This window comes from Metabacillus litoralis (genome assembly GCF_003667825.1).
Taxonomy (GTDB): Bacteria; Bacillota; Bacilli; order Bacillales; family Bacillaceae; genus Metabacillus; species Metabacillus litoralis_B.
In genome coordinates this window covers 4,145,413-4,162,481 of the sequence record NZ_CP033043.1, presented here as the reverse complement: position 1 = coordinate 4,162,481, position 17,069 = coordinate 4,145,413, and the positions used below count along the sequence as shown (strand labels likewise).

The 17,069-nt window shown below is 35.8% G+C and carries 15 protein-coding genes; 14 read left to right on the top strand and 1 reads right to left on the bottom strand.

From position 1 onward, the window contains the following. Positions 1 to 124: 124 nt before the first annotated feature. The 9 genes from spoIIIJ to D9842_RS20210 all read left to right on the top strand — a co-directional run bounded on the left by spoIIIJ (position 125) and on the right by D9842_RS20210 (position 9,786). Positions 125 to 904: a YidC family membrane integrase SpoIIIJ gene (gene spoIIIJ / locus D9842_RS20250; protein ID WP_098797622.1), complete on the top strand. Its 780-nt coding sequence runs from the start codon at positions 125 to 127 to the stop codon at positions 902 to 904. Beyond that, positions 901 to 1,533, top strand: a complete 633-nt coding sequence (jag, locus tag D9842_RS20245; protein ID WP_121664090.1) for an RNA-binding cell elongation regulator Jag/EloR — start codon at positions 901 to 903, stop codon at positions 1,531 to 1,533. Before spoIIIJ ends, jag begins: the two co-directional genes overlap by 4 nt. A gap of 304 nt (positions 1,534 to 1,837) precedes the next feature. Continuing rightward, on the top strand, positions 1,838 to 3,223 hold the full coding sequence (gene mnmE, locus D9842_RS20240) for a tRNA uridine-5-carboxymethylaminomethyl(34) synthesis GTPase MnmE (RefSeq protein WP_121664089.1): 1,386 nt from the start codon (positions 1,838 to 1,840) through the stop codon (positions 3,221 to 3,223). Positions 3,224 to 3,256: 33 nt separating this feature from the next. Next, positions 3,257 to 5,146: a tRNA uridine-5-carboxymethylaminomethyl(34) synthesis enzyme MnmG gene (mnmG, locus tag D9842_RS20235; protein WP_121664088.1), complete on the top strand. Its 1,890-nt coding sequence runs from the start codon at positions 3,257 to 3,259 to the stop codon at positions 5,144 to 5,146. Positions 5,147 to 5,188: 42 nt separating this feature from the next. Continuing rightward, positions 5,189 to 5,905: a 16S rRNA (guanine(527)-N(7))-methyltransferase RsmG gene (rsmG, locus tag D9842_RS20230; RefSeq protein WP_121664087.1), complete on the top strand. Its 717-nt coding sequence runs from the start codon at positions 5,189 to 5,191 to the stop codon at positions 5,903 to 5,905. 105 nt (positions 5,906 to 6,010) lie between these two features. Further along, on the top strand, positions 6,011 to 6,886 hold the full coding sequence (gene noc, locus D9842_RS20225) for a nucleoid occlusion protein (RefSeq protein WP_121664086.1): 876 nt from the start codon (positions 6,011 to 6,013) through the stop codon (positions 6,884 to 6,886). A 471-nt stretch (positions 6,887 to 7,357) separates the two neighbouring features. Further along, the gene (locus D9842_RS20220) at positions 7,358 to 8,119 is read left to right on the top strand and encodes a ParA family protein (protein ID WP_098797616.1); all 762 of its coding nucleotides are present in this window, start codon (positions 7,358 to 7,360) and stop codon (positions 8,117 to 8,119) included. Further along, positions 8,112 to 8,963 (top strand): ParB/RepB/Spo0J family partition protein, encoded by an 852-nt coding sequence (locus D9842_RS20215; RefSeq protein WP_121664085.1) that lies wholly within the window; start codon positions 8,112 to 8,114, stop codon positions 8,961 to 8,963. The genes D9842_RS20220 and D9842_RS20215 overlap by 8 nt, the downstream gene beginning before the upstream one ends. 121 nt (positions 8,964 to 9,084) lie before the next feature. Continuing rightward, positions 9,085 to 9,786: a DUF554 domain-containing protein gene (locus tag D9842_RS20210; protein ID WP_098797614.1), complete on the top strand. Its 702-nt coding sequence runs from the start codon at positions 9,085 to 9,087 to the stop codon at positions 9,784 to 9,786. Positions 9,787 to 9,849: 63 nt separating this feature from the next. Here D9842_RS20210 and yyaC read toward each other — a convergent pair whose 3' ends face one another. Then, positions 9,850 to 10,473 carry a spore protease YyaC gene (gene yyaC / locus D9842_RS20205; RefSeq protein ID WP_121664084.1) on the bottom strand — a complete coding sequence of 208 codons (624 nt, stop codon included), beginning with the start codon at positions 10,471 to 10,473 and terminating at the stop codon, positions 9,850 to 9,852. A 98-nt stretch (positions 10,474 to 10,571) separates the two neighbouring features. On the opposite strand from yyaC, the gene D9842_RS20200 reads away from it, so the two are divergent. From D9842_RS20200 to ychF, 5 genes are all read left to right on the top strand, one after another. After that, complete coding sequence (locus D9842_RS20200; protein ID WP_121664083.1) at positions 10,572 to 11,588, top strand: YkvI family membrane protein; 1,017 nt, start codon at positions 10,572 to 10,574, stop codon at positions 11,586 to 11,588. A gap of 221 nt (positions 11,589 to 11,809) precedes the next feature. Continuing rightward, positions 11,810 to 12,679 (top strand): mechanosensitive ion channel family protein, encoded by an 870-nt coding sequence (locus D9842_RS20195; RefSeq protein WP_121664082.1) that lies wholly within the window; start codon positions 11,810 to 11,812, stop codon positions 12,677 to 12,679. Positions 12,680 to 12,698: 19 nt separating this feature from the next. Beyond that, positions 12,699 to 12,902 (top strand): DUF951 domain-containing protein, encoded by a 204-nt coding sequence (locus D9842_RS20190; RefSeq protein ID WP_121664081.1) that lies wholly within the window; start codon positions 12,699 to 12,701, stop codon positions 12,900 to 12,902. A gap of 16 nt (positions 12,903 to 12,918) precedes the next feature. Further along, the gene (locus D9842_RS20185; RefSeq protein ID WP_121664080.1) at positions 12,919 to 14,925 is read left to right on the top strand and encodes a molybdopterin-dependent oxidoreductase; all 2,007 of its coding nucleotides are present in this window, start codon (positions 12,919 to 12,921) and stop codon (positions 14,923 to 14,925) included. Positions 14,926 to 15,085: 160 nt separating this feature from the next. Continuing rightward, on the top strand, positions 15,086 to 16,186 hold the full coding sequence (gene ychF, locus D9842_RS20180) for a redox-regulated ATPase YchF (protein WP_121664079.1): 1,101 nt from the start codon (positions 15,086 to 15,088) through the stop codon (positions 16,184 to 16,186). Positions 16,187 to 17,069 lie beyond the last annotated feature (883 nt).

Below are 17,069 nucleotides of genomic sequence, written 5' to 3'. Positions count from 1 at the left end.
CCGAAAACTTTATTAAGAAAAACAATTCTATTTATAAAAGTGTTAAGATATTAACGATGTGGAACTTTTTCTATCTTTTAACGTACATGAATAGTATCTATTATTGGTTAGGAGGAAAAAAGGTTTGAAGAGGCGCATACTTTTAATAGCAGGGTTAATCAGTGTTTTGACCCTTTTGACAGGATGTACGGAGGTTAATACTCCAATTACATCTGAAAGTGAAGGATTCTGGAATTCGTATATCGTATATCCTTTATCACAACTTATTACATATTTTGCTGAATTAACAGGCGATAATTATGGGATTGCCATCGTAATTGTTACAATTATTATTCGATTAGCTATCTTACCGCTAATGATTAAACAAATGAAAAGTTCTAAAGCAATGCAAGCAATTCAACCGGAAATGCAGAAGTTGAGAGAAAAGTACAGCTCAAAAGATCAACAAACTCAACAAAAGCTACAGCAGGAGACAATGGCTTTATTCCAGAAGCACGGTGTTAATCCTCTTGCAGGTTGTTTCCCATTAATTGTTCAGATGCCAATCCTGATTGGTTTCTATCATGCGATTATGAGAACGACTGAAATCGCTGAGCATAATTTTCTATGGTTTGATTTAGGAGAAAGAGATCCATTCTTTATCCTGCCGTTGGTTGCTGGTTTAACAACATTTATTCAACAAAAAATGATGATGGCTGGTACAGCTAATCAAAATCCTCAAATGGCTATGATGCTTTATATTATGCCTATTATGATTATCGTTTTTGCAATTAGCTTCCCTGCAGCTCTTTCTTTATACTGGGTAGTAGGTAACTTATTCATGATCATTCAAACATATTTCATAAAAGGTCCTGAGCTTAAGGAGCAAAAAGAAGCTTCTAATAGTGGGGGAAAGAAGAAGTGAGAGAAGTAACTGCTAGTGGACTTACTGTCAATGAAGCAGTCGAGGAAGCATTAAAGCAATTACAGGCAAAACGAGAAGAAGTTGAAATAACAATTCTCGAAGAAGGAAAAAAAGGATTTTTAGGTATTGGAAAGAAACCTGCTATTGTAAAGGTCATAATTGTACATGATCCAGTAAAGTATGCAAAAGAATTTTTAGCAAATGTTGTTCAAAAAATGGGTATTGATGCAGAGATTTCAGTGAAACAGACTGGTAAAATTGTAAACATGCAATTATCAGGGGAGAAAATGGCGGTCCTTATCGGAAAAAGAGGACAAACATTAAACTCTCTTCAATATTTAACACAATTAGCTGCAAATCGATACTCTAATCATTATTTGCAAATTATCATTGATGCTGAAAACTATCGTGAAAAAAGAAAAGAAACACTTAAGCAATTAGCAGGAAAACTTGCACAGCAGGCAATTCGTACATCCAAAAATGTCCCATTAGAACCAATGCCTTCATATGAAAGAAAAATAATACATGCTGCATTAGCAGAATTTAAAGATATAAAAACTTTTTCAGTCGGAGAAGAACCAAATCGTCATCTGGTTATTTCTCCAAAGTCTAAGAGAATGGCTCGTTGAGTCATTCTCTTTTTTTTGCCTTTTTCTAAAGCAAGTCAGAGATCTATTCAAATGATCGACAACCTTCTACAAATATCGGGTGGTGACAGGCACCCCATAAAATATTTCAAATTCATCAAATATTGTTATTAACATGTGGATAAGTTAAAATAGAGAAAGGTATGAAGAGAGTGGATAAATAATTGTGGATAAAATGAGGCGATTTTGCTTTCTAATGAAAACGAAATGTGCTATCTTTAAAAAATTGGTCGCATTTTAAGAGGAAGAAAATTTACATAAATGAAAGAGAGAGGTGGTCGTAGCGATGGAGTTAGATACAATCGCAGCGATATCGACACCTTTAGGAGAGGGAGCTATTGCCATTGTTCGGTTAAGTGGTGAGGAAGCAATAGAGATTGCTGATCGACTATTTAAGGCTCCTTCGAATAAAAGGTTAACTAATGTTGACTCCCATACGATCCATTACGGACATATTGTGGACCCGAAAACAGGTCAAGTTGTAGAAGAAGTCATGTTGTCTTTAATGAGGGGACCAAAGACATTTACGAGAGAAGATATAGTAGAAATAAACTGTCACGGTGGAATTGTTACAGTGAACCGGGTACTGCAGTTGGTCATTCAACATGGTGCAAGACTGGCAGAACCAGGAGAGTTTACAAAGAGAGCCTTTTTGAATGGTCGGATTGATTTGTCTCAAGCTGAGGCTGTTATGGATTTAATACGAGCAAAAACGGATCGAGCAATGAATGTCGCTTTAGGGCAAATGGAAGGAAAACTGTCAAAGCTTGTTCAGAAGTTAAGACAGGAAATTCTAGAAACACTAGCACATGTTGAAGTCAATATTGACTATCCTGAATATGATGATGTTGAAGAAATGACTCATCAAATGCTTGTTGAAAAAGCTACATTTGTAAAAAATGAAATCAGTAAGTTATTGAAAACATCACAACAAGGGAAAATTCTTAGAGAAGGCTTGTCTACTGTTATTATAGGACGACCAAACGTCGGGAAATCATCTTTATTAAACAGCCTTGTTCATGAAAATAAAGCAATTGTTACTGATATTCCTGGAACAACTAGAGATGTTATAGAAGAATACGTCAATGTAAGAGGTGTTCCTTTACGATTAGTTGATACAGCTGGAATACGTGAAACAGAAGATATTGTAGAACGTATCGGTGTTGAACGTTCGAGAAAAGTATTAAAAGAAGCGGATCTTATTTTACTAGTTCTGAATTATAACGAAGAACTTTCTCAAGAAGATGTTCAGCTTTTTGAAGCCGTAAAAGGAATGGATATTATCGTTATTGTTAATAAAACAGATTTGGATCAAAAAATTGATCTTCAAAAGGTGAAGGAGCAAGCAGCGGGAAGACCTGTTGTGACAACATCACTATTAGAAGAACAGGGAATAGATGCATTAGAAGAAGCAATAAGTGCATTGTTCTTTGAAGGAAATGTCCAAAGCGGGGACTTAACATATGTTTCAAACTCAAGACATATTGCTCTATTAACAGCTGCCGAAACTTCTATTAATGACGCATTGTCTGGTATAGAAGCAGGAGTTCCAATTGATATTGTACAAATAGATTTAACCCGTTGTTGGGAACAGCTTGGGGAAATAATAGGAGATGCAGTTCACGAAAGCTTAATTGATCAACTGTTTTCTCAGTTCTGTTTAGGGAAATAAAGTAGATATTTTTTATATAAAGGAGGTTCCTCTATGACGTATCATGCAGGAGATTATGATGTCATTGTTGTAGGAGCTGGACATGCAGGGTGTGAATCAGCACTCGCATCAGCAAGAATGGGAGCAAAAACTCTCGTCATTACCATTAATCTAGATATGGTTGCATTTATGCCATGTAATCCATCTGTTGGTGGACCAGCAAAAGGAATTGTTGTTCGTGAAATTGATGCTTTAGGCGGAGAAATGGGGAAAAACATCGACAAAACCCATATCCAGATGAGAATGCTAAACACGGGAAAAGGTCCAGCTGTTCGAGCGCTTCGTGCACAAGCAGATAAGTTTTCATATCAACATGAGATGAAAAAAACGATGGAAAATGAACGTAACCTTACATTGCTACAAGGAATGGTTGATCGCTTAATCGTAGAAGACGGTGTTTGTAAAGGTGTGGTTACTCAAACTGGAGCTGAATATTCTGCGAAAGCAGTTGTATTAACAACAGGTACATTTTTACGCGGAGAAATTATTCTAGGAGAATTAAAATACTCAAGTGGACCAAACAATCAGCAGCCTTCAATTAAGCTATCAGAGCATTTACAAGAATTGGGCTTTGATTTAGTTCGTTTCAAAACAGGAACACCTCCACGAGTAAATAGTCACTCGATTGACTATAGCAAAACAGAAATTCAACCTGGAGATGAAGTGCCGCGTGCATTTTCTTATGAAACAACAAAATACATTACAGATCAGCTACCTTGCTGGTTAACGTATACGAGCGGAGAAACTCACAAAATTATTGATGATAATTTACATCGTTCTCCTATGTATTCAGGAATGATTAAAGGCACAGGACCTCGTTATTGTCCATCTATTGAGGATAAAGTTGTTCGCTTTAATGATAAGCCGCGTCATCAAATCTTTTTAGAGCCAGAAGGTAGAAATACACAAGAGGTCTATGTGCAGGGGCTATCAACAAGTTTACCAGAAGATGTTCAACAGCAAATTTTGAAAACAATTCCTGGACTTGAAAAGGTTCAAATGATGAGGGCGGGATATGCAATTGAATATGATGCCATTGTCCCAACTCAACTATGGCCAACTTTAGAAACGAAAAAGATTTCTTCTTTATTTACAGCAGGACAAATTAACGGAACTTCTGGTTATGAAGAAGCTGCTGGTCAAGGATTAATGGCTGGAATTAATGCTGCACAAAAGGCTCTTGAAAAAGAAGAAGTCATTTTAAGTCGCTCGGATGCTTATATAGGTGTACTCATTGATGATCTTGTAACAAAAGGTACAAGTGAACCATATCGCTTACTAACATCAAGAGCAGAATATCGACTACTTCTAAGACATGATAATGCCGATTTGCGCTTAACCGAAACAGGAAAGAAAATCGGATTAATTTCTGATGAACGTTTTGAAAAATTCAAAACTAAGAAGCAAGCAATTGAAGAAGAAAAACAACGCTTATCATCTGTTATCATTAAGCCGAATCAAGAAACACAAAAGCTTATTCTTTCTGTCGGCGGTAGTGAGCTTAAAGATGGCATAAAAGCAGCTGATTTATTAAAACGACCAGAAATGAACTATGAGCATATCGCTCAGCTTGTACCATCAGAATCAGAAGTGGATTCAGATGTTGCAGAGCAGGTAGAAATACAAATAAAATATGAGGGATATATTGAAAAATCCTTACAACAAGTTGAAAAGCTTAAGAAAATGGAAAACAAAAAAATCCCTGAAAATATTGATTATGATGATATTAATGGCTTAGCTTCAGAAGCACGTCAAAAGCTTAAGGAAGTTAGACCATTATCAGTTGCACAAGCTTCACGTATTTCTGGAGTAAACCCAGCTGATATTTCAATATTATTGGTATACCTAGAACAAGGTAGAATTGCCAGAGTTTCAAATCAATAATTACTGTTAATAAAACCAATCTTTAACAGAAAGGTTATGAATATGGATACAGCATTATTTCAATCAAGCTTAGCTGAGAAGGGGATTTCTCTTTCTCAGCAGCAGATGGACCAATTTGAGTTATATTTTAAGCTCTTAGTAGAGTGGAATGAAAAAATGAATTTAACGTCAATTACAGACAAAAACGACGTGTATTTAAAACATTTTTATGATTCTATTTCTGCAGCATTTTATTTTGATTTCTCTAAGCCACTAAGTATATGTGATGTAGGTGCAGGAGCTGGATTTCCGAGTATTCCTTTAAACATTTGTTTTCCGCATTTAAAGGTATCAATCGTTGACTCTTTACAAAAAAGAATTACTTTTTTATCGCATTTATCAAAAGAATTAGGGTTAAATTCAGTGCAGTTATTTCATGATCGAGCTGAAACGTTTGGTCAAAATAAACAGGTTCGGGAAACATATGACGTTGTCACAGCCAGAGCTGTTGCGAGGCTATCTGTTCTAAGTGAATTATGTATTCCTTTAGCAAAAAAGGATGGATACTTCATTGCCATGAAAGGGGCAGCAGCACAGGAAGAGCTTGAGGCTGGTAAAAAGGCCGTTACTGTATTAGGTGGTAATGTGCAAGAAATTCACTCATTTGAACTACCTTTAGAGGAAAGTGAGAGAACAATCTTAATAATTGAAAAAGAAAAAAGCACTCCTAAAAAATATCCTCGAAAGCCTGGAACGCCAAATAAACTTCCAATCGAGTAGATGTTTCATGTGAAACATTTACTCGAACTTTCGAGTATTTTGCAGGAAATAATGTAAGAGAAATAGAATATTTAAATTGGTAGTTTTAAAAGGTGGTGTAGGCTCATGAAGCATCCATTTTCTCGCTTTTTCGGTTTGGGAGAAAAAGAACAAGCACAAGCTAATCAAATCGTAGTAGAGGAAGTTGAACAAGAAGATACAGCAGAAGAAATAAGGGAAGAGGTTAAAAAGATTCCAATTAAGGATATTACTCCTAACCGCTTCCAGCCACGTACCGTTTTTTCAAATGAAAAGATTGAAGAGTTAGCCTTAACAATTCGTACTCATGGAATTATTCAGCCTATTGTTGTCCGAGAAATAGGTGGTAAATTTGAGTTGATTGCAGGTGAAAGACGCTGGCGTGCTGTACAGACTTTAGGTTGGGAAGAGATACCTGCAATTGTAAAGGATTTCAACGATACGGAAACAGCTAGTGTTGCTTTAATAGAAAACCTTCAAAGGGAAGAGTTATCTTCAATAGAGGAAGCAGTTGCTTATGCTAAGTTACTAGAATTACATGACTTAACTCAAGAAGCATTGGCCCAAAGACTTGGTAAAGGTCAATCAACTATAGCAAATAAGCTGCGCTTGTTAAAGCTTCCTGAAGAAGTCCAGGAGGCATTACTTCAAAAAGCAATCACTGAACGTCATGCACGTGCACTAATTCCATTAAAAGATCCACAGCTACAAATTACACTGTTAGAGGAAATTGTTGAAAAACAATTGAATGTTAAGCAAACAGAGGATAGGGTAGTCAAGCTACTTGAAAAAAATAATGTAAAACCAAAACCAAAGCGTAAAGCATTTAGTAGAGATACAAGAATTGCTATGAATACAATTCGTCAATCCCTAACAATGGTAGCTGACAGTGGCGTAAAATTAAATACGGAAGAAGAAGAATTTGATGAATACATCCAATTCACAATTAAAATTCCTAAATAATATTGAATAATAACTATTTTTATAAACTATTTATCTATTCCACATATGGCTGTTAGGTACTGGCTTTTTGTCAGGCCTTTTTTCTTTGTACTAGATTCAATAAAAGAAACATAGACCATTGTGGAATGATTATTTAGAGAAGAACACAAAATTATGATGGTCACATCCTCACCCGAACCAATTCCACCTAGAAAAATATCTCTTCAGAATGATAAAAATGAATTTTAATTAGTAGAAATTACTATTTTGCATAAATACAAAAAAATTCAAACTCTTCATCCATTTTTCATGATAAAATAAAAAAATGATTTAAAGTAGCAATTTGTAGAATGTTGTAAAATAAAAGAAGGAAATCTATTCATCTAGTAGCTAATGCTAATCTTCAGGAAAAGCTAGATGGGTTCACTTTTATGCTTTTTTCTTTACTGTAAAATTTTAACAATAGATTAGAAGATGAAAGTAGGTGACATCGTGGGGAAAATTATTGCGATTGCAAACCAAAAAGGTGGTGTTGGAAAAACAACCACATCCGTAAATTTAGGAGCTTGCTTAGCATACATTGGGAAACGAGTTCTTCTCGTCGATGTTGACCCACAAGGTAATGCAACGAGCGGGATTGGCATTGAAAAGGCTGATGTTGCTCATTGTATTTATGATATTTTAGTAGATGATGTAGATGCAAAGGACGTTATAAAATCTACAGCTGTAGAAAATCTTGATATTATTCCAGCCACGATACAGTTAGCTGGGGCTGAAATAGAACTTGTACCAACAATCTCTAGAGAGGTTAGACTCAAAAGGGCACTTGAAGCTGTAAAGGATCAGTATGATTATATGGTGATTGACTGTCCACCATCATTAGGATTGCTCACCATTAATGCCTTAACAGCATCAGATGCAGTTTTAATACCGGTACAATGTGAATATTACGCCCTTGAGGGATTGAGCCAATTATTAAATACTGTCAGACTTGTTCAAAAGCATTTAAACACTGATCTTACAATAGAAGGTGTTTTATTAACAATGCTAGATGCAAGAACAAATCTAGGTATTCAAGTAATTGATGAAGTGAAAAAATATTTTCAGGATAAGGTTTATAAAACAATCATTCCAAGAAATATTCGCTTAAGTGAGGCACCAAGTCACGGACAACCAATTATCATTTATGATCCAAGATCTAGAGGAGCAGAGGTTTATTTAGATTTGGCAAAGGAAGTGGTTGTAAATGGCTAGAGGTTTAGGAAAAGGTATTAATGCTCTCTTCACTAACATGGAAGTAGAAAAGGAAGAATCTATTCAAGAAATCAACATAAATGAGATTCGCCCAAATCCATATCAACCACGTAAAGTATTTGAAGAAGATGCGATAAATGAATTAAAAGAATCCATTTTACAGCATGGTGTCCTGCAACCAATTATTGTTAGGAAAAGTATTAAAGGGTTTGAAATTGTTGTAGGGGAAAGAAGATTTCGTGCAGCAAAAGCGGCAGAGCTAACAGTTATTCCTGCTGTTGTAAGAGAGTTAACAGAGCAACAAATGATGGAGCTCGCACTTTTAGAAAATTTACAACGTGAAGATTTAAGTCCAATTGAAGAAGCCCAAGCATATCAAAAGCTAATGGAGCATTTAGGCCTAACTCAAGAAGCATTAGCAAAAAGGTTGGGAAAAAGCAGACCACATATTGCTAACCATGTTAGACTTCTAACATTGCCAGAGCAAATTCAGCAATTAATAGCTGAAGGTAAGCTATCTATGGGACATGGACGAACTTTACTTGGATTAAAAAATAAAGAAAAATTAAATGCACTAGTTGAAAAAATTATCCGAGAACATTTAAATGTTCGTCAACTAGAGCAACTTATCCAACAGTTAAATAGTAATGTTTCACGTGAAACGAAAAAGAAAAAGCCTGAAAAAGATGTGTTTATAAAAGAAAGAGAATCATTTTTACAGGAATATTTCGGAACGTCCGTTACGATTAAAAAGCAGAAGAAAAAAGGAAAGATTGAAATAGAATTCTTTTCTCAAGATGATTTAGATCGTATTTTAGAGTTGCTAGAACAACAGCAACAATAAACAGATTTCCTTTAGAGCTGGCTTAGTAGTCAGTCTTTTTCTTTGCACTTTTTTCTTTGGTAACAAATGATACATTATGGAATTGATTCATCTATGTTTAAAAAGAGGGGATTTAGCAGGTATGGTTTTATTTGGAAGTATTGTAAATGCACTAGCTATAATTGTAGGAACCCTTATTGGTCTTTTATTAAGAAGAATTCCTGAACAAATGAAAGAAACAGTGATGATGGCCATTGGTCTTTCTGTAGTTGTCCTGGGGATTAGTATGGCCTTAAAAAGTGAGGATTTCTTCATTGTTATTGTTAGCCTTGTGCTTGGAACTGTTATAGGAGAATGGTTAAGGATTGAAAATCATCTCCAGTCAGTAGGAAATATGTTGGAAAGAAAGTTAGGTAAATCAGAAACAGGTAATATTGCACAAGGTTTTGTTACTGCTACCTTAATCTTTCTTGTAGGTGCAATGGCAATCATTGGTGCATTAGACAGCGGTTTACGACAAGACCATGCTGTTTTATTAACAAAGTCAATGATCGATGGATTCACAAGTATGATTCTTGCCAGTACTCTTGGAATAGGAGTATTGTTTTCCTCTATACCAGTATTTCTATATCAAGGGGGAATTGCTCTTTTTGCGAATGTCATTCATCAATTTTTATCAGATGAGTTATTAGAAAGATTAATAGCTGAACTGACTTCTATAGGTGGGGTTATGATCATAGCTATAGGAATTAATATTCTAGGCTTAAAACAAATAAGAGTAGCAAACCTACTACCAGGTATTTTAGTTATTACTGCTATTGTTCTAGTCCAGCATCATTTTTAAAAGGAAATACTTAATACACTGCATGAGATATGCAGTGTATTTCTGTATGTAAGAAGAAAAATTTTAATTAATTGCAGAATCCTCACTTGCCAACCATTTTCTTCTAACAGAAATTCTCTTTTCTAGATAAATCTTTTCTGCTTCAATGATTCCATTAGAAATAATGTCTGCCATACTCATAACTAAGTGAAGGCGTGTATTTTGTAACACGAGGAACTCCATATATCCACTTATGTTAACAATACCGGTGATATGCATATCACCTACTGCTGGTAATTCTTTGTTTACACCTGCTCCAGGTTTTATCGAACCTTTTGCAATTTCCATGAATCCAACACTTTTCATTCTTCCTAAACAAGCATCAATCGCAATAATAAATGGATTTCGATGTTTTTCATTGATTGTTTCAAGCGTTTCCTTTAGATTTACAGCGTGTACTGGATCTTTAAGAGTTCCATAGACATGGAAATGGGACAACTCTTTATTTAAGGACGTACCAATTAGTGGACCTAAGCTATCACCCGTTGATCGGTCTGTTCCAATACAAACAAAAACAATTGGCTTGAAATAAAGTTTTGGCAAATGATCTAAAAGGGTGGTTGAAACTAGCTGCGTAGCGTCCTGATCCTCATAATGAATACGTTCTTGATTTTTATCTGAATGAAAAAGACCTGATTTAAGATTCATAGAATTCACTCCCACGTCATAGTAGTAACAGTATACGGAGAAATGTTCAATTCTATACATGCTCGTTGTAAATAGGACAGCCTTAAGAGGTGAGAAAAATGAATTCAGGTTTTAAATGGATGTTTTTGATTTTAGGAACAATTATTGGAGCAGGATATGCATCAGGAAGAGAACTCTGGCAGTTTTTCGGCTTTGAGAGCGGACTAGCTATCGTAATCTTTACGGTTATCTTTATCATAGCTGTCTATGTGATTATGAAAATAAGTTACGAAGTACAGTCTGATCACTTTTTCCCAATCTTAGAAAGATTAGTTGGTAAAAAACTCTCCTATGTGTATGATTTTTTAATTGTGTTGTATTTATTTACAACAACAATCGTTATGATTGCCGGAGGAGGAGCAACGCTTGAAGCCTTTTCCATTCCATACTGGGCAGGTATTACGCTTTTTGCAGTATTACTAGTATTGTTGTTTGTAGGCAGTTCTAATGGAATCATTAAACTGAACTCAATCATCATTCCCATGCTTGTCTTTGGACTGTTCTATGCATTATTATCATTTAATATTTCCCATCATCATTCATGGGTATTAGATTTAAATGAACAGTATAATTGGCCAGCAGCATTTACATTTACAGCTTTAAATATTTTGCCATTGATTGCGGTTTTATCCGCAATAGGAAAAGAAATTAAAAGTCTTAAGGAAGCGAAAGTAGCCAGTATTGGAAGTGGAGTTATATTAGGAACAATCTCATTTGTTTATAATGAAACACTCATCCAAATGGCTGATTATTTAACAGAATACGAAATTCCACTCTTTGCTGTATTAAAAGGTTCACCATTTGGATTTTTCCTTTTTATGTCTGTGATGTTATGGCTGGCAATTTATACAACAGCTGTATCGGGAATTTTTGGACTTGCCTCGCGATTTAAGCAACTATTAAAGGTTCCATTTTGGCTAATAGCATTAATTCTCGTTTTAGCCATGCTGCCTTTCACACGTTTTGGCTTTGCAAATCTAGTGGGCATCCTATATCCTTTATATGGATTAATTAATCTTTATCTACTCGTTACTATTTTGCTTTATCCAATCTTAAATCGCTATAGAACAAAATGATGCTACGGCTGACTCCTTAAAGATAAAAATTTGAGTAGAGTCAGCCTTTCGTATGTGTTGGAGAGGTATAAGATTCGAGATATATCCCTAATTTCAAAAGTATAAACGTACGATATAATGAAGTTTTCCAAAAGATATTTCTTTTGGAATAGAGTATAATGGCTATGAAAATAGTAGTTGCTCTTTTATAATAAATTTTTACTTAGTAAAGGGTGATCTGATTGAAAATTTTACAAGAAATGTGGAACGATGCAGTAGATTATTTAACGAATGCTGATTTATGGATTACAATTGGAAAAGGATTTTTACAAATTTTATTAATCTTGATTGTCTCAACCATCTTTATACGAATTGGAAAGTTAGCCATTACAAAGGTGTTTTTATTCCGTGGGAAATCACCAATTAGAATTTCTGAGAGAAGAGAAAATACTCTTTCAAAGTTACTTGAAAATATCCTCACTTACGTTATTTACTTTATTGCGATCATTATGGTGCTTGAAACATTTGGTCTTAATGTAGGTGCGTTGCTTGCTGGAGCCGGCATTGTTGGATTGGCAGTGGGGTTTGGTGCTCAAAGCTTAGTAAAAGATATTATTACAGGCTTTTTTATTATTTTTGAAGACCAATTCTCTGTTGGCGATTTTATCCGAGTTTCAACTTTTGAAGGAACAGTTGAAGAAATTGGACTTCGTACAACAAAAATTAAGAGCTGGACCGGCGAAATTCATATATTACCAAATGGGAGCATTATAGAGGTAACAAACTTCTCTATAAATAATAGTATTGCCGTTGTAGATATTAGTATTGCTTATGAAAGTGATATTCCAGAAGCGGAGCGAGTCATTCAAGAGCTCTTATTAGAGGTTCCTGATAAATATGAAGATATTGTAGCTCCACCTGAATTATTAGGTGTTCAAATGCTTGGAGCTTCAGAGGTTGTTCTTCGTGTAACATGTGAAGTTGAACCAATGCGTCACTTCCATATTGGAAGAATGTTAAGAAAAGACATTAAAATGAGGTTAGATGAAAAAGGTATCGAAATTCCTTATCCACGTGTCGTGATGTATAACAGAAAAGATGAAGTGAGTTAAGAAATGGAGGTAGAACCTTATGGAAAAGGATTTTGCATTGAATGATGTTGTTGAAATGAAAAAACAGCACCCTTGTGGTACAAATGAGTGGAAAATCATTAGAATGGGAATGGACATTAGAATTAAATGCCTAGGTTGTGACCATAGTGTTATGATCCCACGTCGAGAGTTTTCAAGAAAACTAAAGAAAATTCTTGTAAAACATGAGGAGTCTGCTGAGTAGATCGAGGGGAATGAATATGAAACAAGTATTTAAGTCATCTTGTCCTTTGAACTGCTGGGATAGCTGCGGGTTTGAGGTTACAGTGGAGGATGGCAAGGTCACCAAGGTTGAAGGAGATAAAGACCATCCAATTACCAAAGGCAAGATATGTGGAAGAGGAAGAATGCTTGAGACGAAAACCAATTCTAAAGAACGCTTAACAGTTCCTCTAAAAAAAGTGAACGGTGTATTTCAAGAGATTTCATGGAAACAAGCACTTGATGAAATTGCTGAAAAGATGAAGGAACTAAAACAAAATTTTGGTCCTGCTTCTGTTTTACACAGCCATGATTATGCGAATAATGGATTGTTAAAAAATCTTGATAAACGCTTTTTTAACAGTTTTGGAGGAGCGACTTCTTTAGTAGGAAGTATTTGCTGGGGATCTGGTATTGAAGCACAAATTTGGGATTTTGGAAGTTCCGACAGCCATGCACCAGATGATATTTTCCACAGTAAACATATCGTTATTTGGGGAAGAAATGTTGCTAGAACAAATATGCATTTATTTCAACAGTTACAAGATGCGAAAAAGCGTGGCAGTTCAATTACGGTAATTGACCCAATTTATAACGCAACAGCAAAAATTTCTGATCACTATATTTCTATTAAGCCGGGAATGGATGGGTTAGTTGCGGTTGGAGTTATGAAATATTTAATTAGTGAAAATAAACAAGATACTGAGTTTATTAAAAACTATACAGTTGGTTATGAAGATCTAATTTCGCTCTTAAATCACTTTACTTTAGAGGAAATTTTAGAACAAGCTGAAATCTCCTTTGAAGATATAAAATTTATTGCTGAATTATATGTGAATGGACCTACTACAACCTATTTAGGTTTAGGAATGCAAAGGTATTCTAATGGTGGAAATACAATTCGGTTAATTGATGCACTAGTTGCAATCAGTGGGAATGTTGGTATTCCAGGTGGTGGAGCCAATTTTGGAAATATCCAGGTTGGTAAAAACTTTAATATGCAGGCTTTAACATTACCTGAAAAGGCTACATCAAGTAGAACATTTTCAATGATGAAACAGGCAGATGGTGTACTAGAAGCAATGGATCCTGAGATAAAAATGATTATAGTAACCTGCGGGAATCCGTTAGTACAAGTTCCTGACTCAAACAAAATAATAAGAGCTTTTCAATCAGTTGATACAGTTGTTGTCATTGATCATTTTTTAACAGATACAGCTGAGTTAGCGGACTATGTGTTACCAACAACAACAGTCTTTGAGGAAGAGGATATTTATTATGCATCCATGTATCACCACTATGTGAACTATGGAGAAAAGCTAGTTGAACCTCCAGGTGAAGCAAAGTCAGATTTATGGATATGGACAGAATTAGCGGAAAGACTTGGATTTGGAGAAGAATTTTCTTATACACGAGATCAATATTTAGAAATGGCAACAGCCCATTTACATGAAAAAGGTATAACGCTTGATCGATTAAAAAAAGAAAAACGAACTCCACTGCCTGTGAGCCATGTTCCTTGGGAAACAAAGGAGTTTTCAACTCCAAGTGGTAAATTTGAATTTACATCTGAGCTTGGATTTAACAAAGGATTAGAAGGAAAACCACAATATATTTATCCAAAAGAATCAACAATTTCAAACCCTAGATTAGCTGAAAAATATCCGTATCAGCTTTTATCGATTCATCCATTACGATCCAATCATTCTCAGCACTATCTCCTTATAGAAGGAATGCAAACTGTTAAAATTGAAGTTTCAGAGGATATCGCAAAAGAAAAACAACTAGTAGATGGAGATAAAGTAACCATCTTTAATGATCGTGGAAAGCTGACTGGTGATGTAAAAATACTGAAGAAAGCACATGCCAAAACAATTAATGTTGATGAAGGTCAGTGGCATAAATTCGGCGGTTCAGTTAATCTTCTAACACCAGATGATGTTTCAGATAATGGGCAGGGAAGTACTTTATATGATTGCTTAGTAAATATAAAAAAGGCAGACTAAATTTAAAGAGCTGAGATGAGCTCTTTTTTTCTTTAATTATTCTGGAATGTGTTAACAATATTACTAGACTTGCTTGTATTTTATGTAGTTACTAACTATAATTGTTGAAGATTGAATGAAAACGGACAATCTTTTGTTTATAAATAGAGGAGTGGGAAAAATGGCATTAACTGCTGGAATTGTAGGCCTTCCTAACGTAGGGAAATCTACTTTATTTAACGCAATTACACAAGCTGGTGCTGAATCAGCAAACTATCCATTCTGTACAATAGATCCTAACGTGGGAATTGTAGAAGTACCGGATGAGCGTTTACAAAAGCTAACAGAATTAGTTAACCCAAAGAAAACTATTCCAACAGCATTCGAATTCACTGATATCGCAGGAATTGTAAAAGGTGCTAGTAAGGGTGAAGGTTTAGGAAATAAGTTCCTTTCACATATTCGCCAAGTAGATGCAATTTGTCATGTTGTACGTTGCTTCGCTGACGAAAACATTACACACGTATCAGGAAAAGTGGATCCTATTTCAGATATTGAAACAATCAACCTTGAATTGATTTTGGCAGACTTAGAGACAGTTGATAAACGTATCGACCGTGTAGCAAAGCTTGCTAAACAAAAAGAAAAAACAGCTGTTTTTGAACATGAAATTTTATCGATGTTAAAAGAAGCTTTTGAAAGCGAAAAGCCTGCTCGTGCAGTAGAATTTAATGAAGAGCAGCTTAAATATGCAAAACAACTACATTTGTTAACAATCAAACCAATTTTATATGTTGCTAATGTTAGTGAAGAGGAAGTTGCTGATCCTTCTAACAACCCTTATGTTCAACAAGTTCGTGAATTTGCAGCAGGCGAAAATGCTGAAGTTATCGTAGTTTGTGCAAAAATCGAATCAGAAATTGCTGAGCTTGAAGGGGAAGAAAAAGAAATGTTCCTAGAAGAGCTAGGCATTGAAGAATCAGGGCTTGATCAATTAATCAAAGCTTCATACAATCTTCTTGGACTTGCTACTTACTTCACTGCTGGTGAACAAGAAGTTCGCGCATGGACATTTAAAAAAGGCATGAAAGCTCCTCAATGTGCTGGAATCATCCACACAGACTTCGAACGAGGCTTCATCCGTGCTGAAACCGTTTCTTATGCTGACTTATTATCTGCAAAAACAATGGGTGCTGCACGTGAAGCAGGAAAAGTTCGCTTAGAAGGAAAAGACTATATTGTAAAAGACGGAGACGTTATTCACTTCCGTTTTAATGTGTAATGCTAATTAGATAATTTCTATAAAGCTCACTATAGATGGGTAAGGTTGAGAAGACTTTACTTTCTGTAGTGGGCTTTTTTGTATGTGGGGTGACTTGTCTTGAAAGCGGGAAAGGATGAGGCTCTGGAGAGTGAAATTCTGTCTGGAAACAGGGGGAATCGGGACAGAACTAGCCCTAAAGAGGAAGAATGTGTCTCGAAACAGGGAGAATTGGGACAGAAAGAGCTCCAAAGAGAGGGAATGTGTCTCGAAACAGAGAGAATCGGGACAGAACCAGTCCCAAAGAGTTGAAATGTGTCCCGAAACAGAGGGAATCGGGACAGAACCAGCCCCAAAGAGTTGAAATGTGTCTGGAAACAGGAGGAATCGGGACAGAAAGAGCTCCAAAGAGTTGAAATGTGTCTCGAAACAGAGAGAATCGGGACAGAAAGAGCTCCAAAGAGTTGAAATGTGTCTGGAAACAAAGAGAATTGGGACAGAACCATCCCCGAAGAGGAGAAATGTGTCCCGAAACAGAGGGAATCGGGACAGAACCAGTTCCAAAGAGTTGAAATGTGTCTCGAAACAGAGGGAATCGGGACAGAACCAGCCCCAAAGAGTTGAAATGTGTCTGGAAACAAAGAGAATTGGGACAGAACCATCCCCGAAGAGTTGAAATGTGTCTCGAAACAGTAGGAATCGGGACAGAACCAGCCCCAAAGAGTCAAAATGTGTCTCGAAACAAAGAGAATTGGGACAGAACCAGCTCCAAAGAGTCAAAATGTGTCTCGAAACAGTAGGAATCGGGACAGAATCAGCTCCAAAGAGTCAAAATGTGTCTCGAAACAGTAGGAATCGGGACAGAACCAGCTCCAAAGAGTCAAAATGTGTCTCGAAACAGTAG

Bases quoted from the DNA above. Each gene is read 5' to 3' on its own strand.
- mnmE (WP_121664089.1), top strand. From the start codon at position 1,838: ATGGAGTTAGATACAATCGCAGCGATATCGACACCTTTAGGAGAGGGA.
- mnmG (WP_121664088.1), top strand. From the start codon at position 3,257: ATGACGTATCATGCAGGAGATTATGATGTCATTGTTGTAGGAGCTGGA.
- rsmG (WP_121664087.1), top strand. From the start codon at position 5,189: ATGGATACAGCATTATTTCAATCAAGCTTAGCTGAGAAGGGGATTTCT.
- noc (WP_121664086.1), top strand. From the start codon at position 6,011: ATGAAGCATCCATTTTCTCGCTTTTTCGGTTTGGGAGAAAAAGAACAA.
- D9842_RS20215 (WP_121664085.1), top strand. From the start codon at position 8,112: ATGGCTAGAGGTTTAGGAAAAGGTATTAATGCTCTCTTCACTAACATG.
- D9842_RS20210 (WP_098797614.1), top strand. From the start codon at position 9,085: ATGGTTTTATTTGGAAGTATTGTAAATGCACTAGCTATAATTGTAGGA.
- yyaC (WP_121664084.1), bottom strand. From the start codon at position 10,473: ATGAATCTTAAATCAGGTCTTTTTCATTCAGATAAAAATCAAGAACGT.
- D9842_RS20200 (WP_121664083.1), top strand. From the start codon at position 10,572: ATGAATTCAGGTTTTAAATGGATGTTTTTGATTTTAGGAACAATTATT.
- D9842_RS20190 (WP_121664081.1), top strand. From the start codon at position 12,699: ATGGAAAAGGATTTTGCATTGAATGATGTTGTTGAAATGAAAAAACAG.
- D9842_RS20185 (WP_121664080.1), top strand. From the start codon at position 12,919: ATGAAACAAGTATTTAAGTCATCTTGTCCTTTGAACTGCTGGGATAGC.
- ychF (WP_121664079.1), top strand. From the start codon at position 15,086: ATGGCATTAACTGCTGGAATTGTAGGCCTTCCTAACGTAGGGAAATCT.